This window comes from Flavobacterium sp. (assembly GCF_035760125.1).
In the GTDB taxonomy this organism is placed as follows: domain Bacteria; phylum Bacteroidota; class Bacteroidia; order Flavobacteriales; family Flavobacteriaceae; genus Flavobacterium.
The window spans coordinates 1-3672 of sequence record NZ_DASTTN010000447.1; the positions used below are offsets into that span (position 1 = coordinate 1).

Annotated in this window: 5 protein-coding genes; 2 read left to right on the forward strand and 3 right to left on the reverse strand. The window is 36.3% G+C overall.

Annotated features, from left to right (window positions below; all coding sequences use genetic code 11):
- Window positions 1-19 precede the first annotated feature (19 nt).
- Both VFS71_RS15835 and ribD read right to left on the reverse strand, forming a co-directional pair.
- The gene (locus tag VFS71_RS15835; protein WP_326402478.1) at window positions 20-622 is read right to left on the reverse strand and encodes an HAD family phosphatase; all 603 of its coding nucleotides are present in this window, start codon (window positions 620-622) and stop codon (window positions 20-22) included.
- Window positions 615-1658, reverse strand: coding sequence for a bifunctional diaminohydroxyphosphoribosylaminopyrimidine deaminase/5-amino-6-(5-phosphoribosylamino)uracil reductase RibD (gene ribD / locus VFS71_RS15840; RefSeq protein WP_326402479.1), 1044 nt, complete (start codon window positions 1656-1658; stop codon window positions 615-617). Before ribD ends, VFS71_RS15835 begins: the two co-directional genes overlap by 8 nt.
- A gap of 107 nt (window positions 1659-1765) precedes the next feature.
- On the opposite strand from ribD, the gene VFS71_RS15845 reads away from it, so the two are divergent.
- Both VFS71_RS15845 and prmC read left to right on the forward strand, forming a co-directional pair.
- Window positions 1766-2257, forward strand: coding sequence for a GNAT family N-acetyltransferase (locus tag VFS71_RS15845; RefSeq protein WP_326402480.1), 492 nt, complete (start codon window positions 1766-1768; stop codon window positions 2255-2257).
- Window positions 2258-2285: 28 nt separating this feature from the next.
- Complete coding sequence (gene prmC, locus VFS71_RS15850) at window positions 2286-3143, forward strand: peptide chain release factor N(5)-glutamine methyltransferase (RefSeq protein WP_326402482.1); 858 nt, start codon at window positions 2286-2288, stop codon at window positions 3141-3143.
- Between the two features lie 180 nt (window positions 3144-3323).
- On the opposite strand, the gene VFS71_RS15855 is transcribed toward prmC, so the two are convergent.
- Window positions 3324-3672: ABC transporter permease (locus tag VFS71_RS15855; protein ID WP_326402483.1), on the reverse strand; the 349-nt coding region annotated here is incomplete at its 5' end.

Below are 3672 nucleotides of genomic sequence, written 5' to 3' on the forward strand. Positions count from 1 at the left end.
ATTTCCAAAAGGGATTCTTCTAAATTATTTTTTTATCAAACAGATCAACTACATCTTCTTCGCCTACCTGTAAATTCCAAACGGGAAGTCCAAGTGCTAATGCGGCATCGGTATTTTCTTTTTTGTCATCGATGAATAAAGTATGTTTGGCCTGCAATCCGTTTTGATCCAATACGAAGTTGTAAACTTCTGGACTGGGTTTTCTCATGCCAATTTCAAATGAAAAGTATATTTTTTCAAAACATTGGTAAAAAGAACTGTAAAATGAAGTTCCTGATTTTTGTTCAAAAGTGTCAATGTGAATGGCATCGGTATTGCTCAACAAAAACAAACGATACTTACTGGAAAGCATTTGAAGAAATTCCAATCGGTATAATGGGAAGTCCAGTAAGATTGCATTCCATGCTTTGGAAATGTCTTCGATTGAAGCGTTGTTAGTGTGTTTCTGAATTCCGTTCAAGAAATCTTCACCCGAAATAGATCCTATTTCATATTGTATATTCAATTGGTCTAAATCTTCGTTCCAATGGGATATGCCAAGATTTTTTAAACCATCCATAGTCGCTTGTTTATCTAAATTGATAAACACATCTCCAAAATCAAAAATAATAGCATTAATCATGGTTTCTGATTATTAAATATTCATCGGTGTCAATTGTGTGTTTTTCGGAATTTGTTTTTGGTATAAAAGGCGCTTTGATTCCTTTCTCTAAATTTGTTCTTCCTGTAAAAACTCGAGCTTCGTCCCAAAGATTTGCATCGATAAAGGTTTGTAAGGTTTGGAGCCCACCTTCAATTATAACCGATTGAATGTTGTGTTTGTAAAGCGAATCAACAATTTGCTTGGCTATATTTTGTTTAAAATCAATTACCTCAAAGATAGTGTTTTCTTTGGAAATAGTGTTTTCGGAATTGGTAAAGACGATTGTTTTAGTTTGATTGTCAAAAACAGCATTCTCTTCCGGAATACGAATGTTTTGGTCTAATACTATTCGAACTGGATTGTTACCGTGCCAATCTCTCGCATTTAGTTTGGGGTTGTCGTCGATAACAGTTTGTGTTCCTACCAAAATAGCCTGTTCCTCGGTTCTCCATTTGTGAACCAATTGTCTGGAATAGGTGTTGGTAATCCAAACTGGTTTTTGTTCCAATTTTTCAAGAGGAGCAATAAACCCATCTGGACTTTGTGCCCATTTCAGTAGAATATAAGGTCTTTTCTTTTGATGAAAAGTAAAAAAGCGTTTGTTGAGTTCGTTACATTCGTCTTCAAGTATGCCAATGGTGACGTGAATGCCTGCTTCGATTAGTTTTTTGATACCGTTTCCGGCGACCATAATATTTGGATCTACTGTACCAATAACGACATTTGGAATCTTATTTTTTATAATCAAATCACAGCAAGGCGGTGTTTTTCCAAAATGACTGCACGGTTCTAAGCTCACGTAGATAGTTGCTTTTTTTAGCAACGATTTATCCTGTACCGAATTTACTGCATTGACTTCGGCATGGGGTCCGCCTGCTTTTTTGTGCCAACCTTCGCCTATGATTTTATCTTCATAAACAATGACGCTTCCTACCATGGGATTGGGATAAGTTGTTCCCAGTCCGTTTTTGGCTAGGGCTATGCAACGGCTTATATATTTTTCATGTATTTTCACTTTGCAAAAATACTAATTTTGGAATTAGGATTTAGTTTCAAAACTTAAGATGTTTTCCCATTTACAATCTCTATTTTTGTGTACTGAATTAATAATAGAGCATTTTTATGGACAATTGGATTATTAGAAAAATACAAAAAGAAGACAATCAGGCGGTTGCTCAATTGATAAGAGATGTTTTTGACGAATTGAATATCCCGAAAGTAGGAACAGCTTATGAAGATCCATATCTTGATTTGATGTTTGAAGAATACAATAAACCAAGATCTGTTTATTATGTTGTGGAAACCGAAGGTCGTATAGTTGGCGGAGCTGGAGTGGCGCCACTGGCAAACGAAGCGGAGATTTATTGTGAATTACAAAAAATGTATTTTTTGCCAGAAACTCGCGGTAAAGGAATTGGAAGCCAAATGATGGAGCAATGTTTGCAAAGTGCCCGTGAGTTTGGTTTCGAAAAATGTTATCTGGAAACAATGCCTTTTATGCTGGATGCCCAAAAGTTGTATAAAAAAGTAGGTTTCGAAAATATTTGTTCTCCAATGGGAAGTACAGGTCATACAAGTTGTCCGGTTTGGATGCTTAAAAATTTGACAGTCTAGTAACGACAGGGAACTGAAAAAAATAAAGATGAAAATAAAAGAATACAGAACTCAATTTATTCAGGCGCTTACTTCGATGTATGGAGAAGGCGAAGCGGAGAGTTTTTTCTATTTGATATTGGAAGAAAAACAGCAACTGAAAAGAATCGATTTGGCTTTACATCCCGATTTGGAGTTTTCGGCATCAGCAATTATGGTTTGGAATTCAATTTTGGAACAATTGAAATTGGAAATCCCGATTCAGTATTTGTTAGGGAAAACGAGTTTTTACGGATTGGATTTTGAAGTAAATGAAAATGTTTTGATTCCGAGACCGGAGACGGAGGAATTAGTGGATTGGATTGTTTCCAATGTTCTAAAAAACGGACGGTCTAAGAGTATAAAAATTCTCGACATTGGGACAGGAAGCGGATGCATTGCTGTTTCCTTAGCTAAGAATCTCCCGAATGCTGAAGTTTTTGCAATTGATGTTTCCGAAAAAGCGTTGACAACTGCCCAAAAAAATGCCGAGCGAAATGAAGTGGAAGTTACTTTTATATCTCAAAACATTCTTGAAACGCTAGATTTAGGTCAAGAGTTTGATATTATTGTTTCGAATCCGCCGTATGTGCGGAATTTGGAAAAAGAGGAAATCAAGAAAAATGTTTTGGACAATGAACCTCATTTGGCTCTTTTTGTGGAAGATAATGATGCCTTGATTTTTTATAGAAAAATAGCCGAATTGGCTCAAAAAAACCTTTCGGACTCAGGGAAACTTTATTTTGAAATCAATCAATATTTGGGAAAAGAAATGGTTGATTTACTTGAAAAAATGAATTTCAAAAATATAGAACTTCGCAAGGATATTTACGAGAATGATAGAATGATGTTGGGAACTCGTCAGTAGCAGTCATTTCTCGTTTTATGTAATCTGCGTGAGGGGTAGTAGCAAGTTACCGAAGTAACGCGGATGACCCGACCGCATTAAGAAAAGGGGCGACTAGCACGTATGCTGAGTTGCCCCTTTTTTTAATGTGGTCACGCCCGACTTATTATTTTAAAAGTATTTGTTGTTGAAAACAGAAATCTACTCATAACGAAGTGCCTCAATAGGATCCAGATTTGCCGATTTTATAGCAGGATACAATCCAGAAACGAGTGCCACAATAAAGCTTACAATAAATGCCGCCATCATTGCTTCCCACGGAATTACAAAAACAAAACTCATCGCTGTCGAAAGTCCAAACCCGATTAATATTCCAAAAATAATTCCAACAAAACCGCCGATTTGTCCAATCAGTAGTGTTTCTATGAAAAACTGAAAGGCAATGGTTGTTTTTTTGGCACCCAAAGCTTTTCTAACACCAATTTCACGGGTACGTTCGGTTACCGAAACAATCATAATATTCATCAAGGCAATAGACGACCCAAGTATG

Bases quoted from the DNA above. Each gene is read 5' to 3' on its own strand.
- VFS71_RS15835 (WP_326402478.1), bottom strand. From the start codon at position 622: ATGATTAATGCTATTATTTTTGATTTTGGAGATGTGTTTATCAATTTA.
- VFS71_RS15845 (WP_326402480.1), top strand. From the start codon at position 1,766: ATGGACAATTGGATTATTAGAAAAATACAAAAAGAAGACAATCAGGCG.
- prmC (WP_326402482.1), top strand. From the start codon at position 2,286: ATGAAAATAAAAGAATACAGAACTCAATTTATTCAGGCGCTTACTTCG.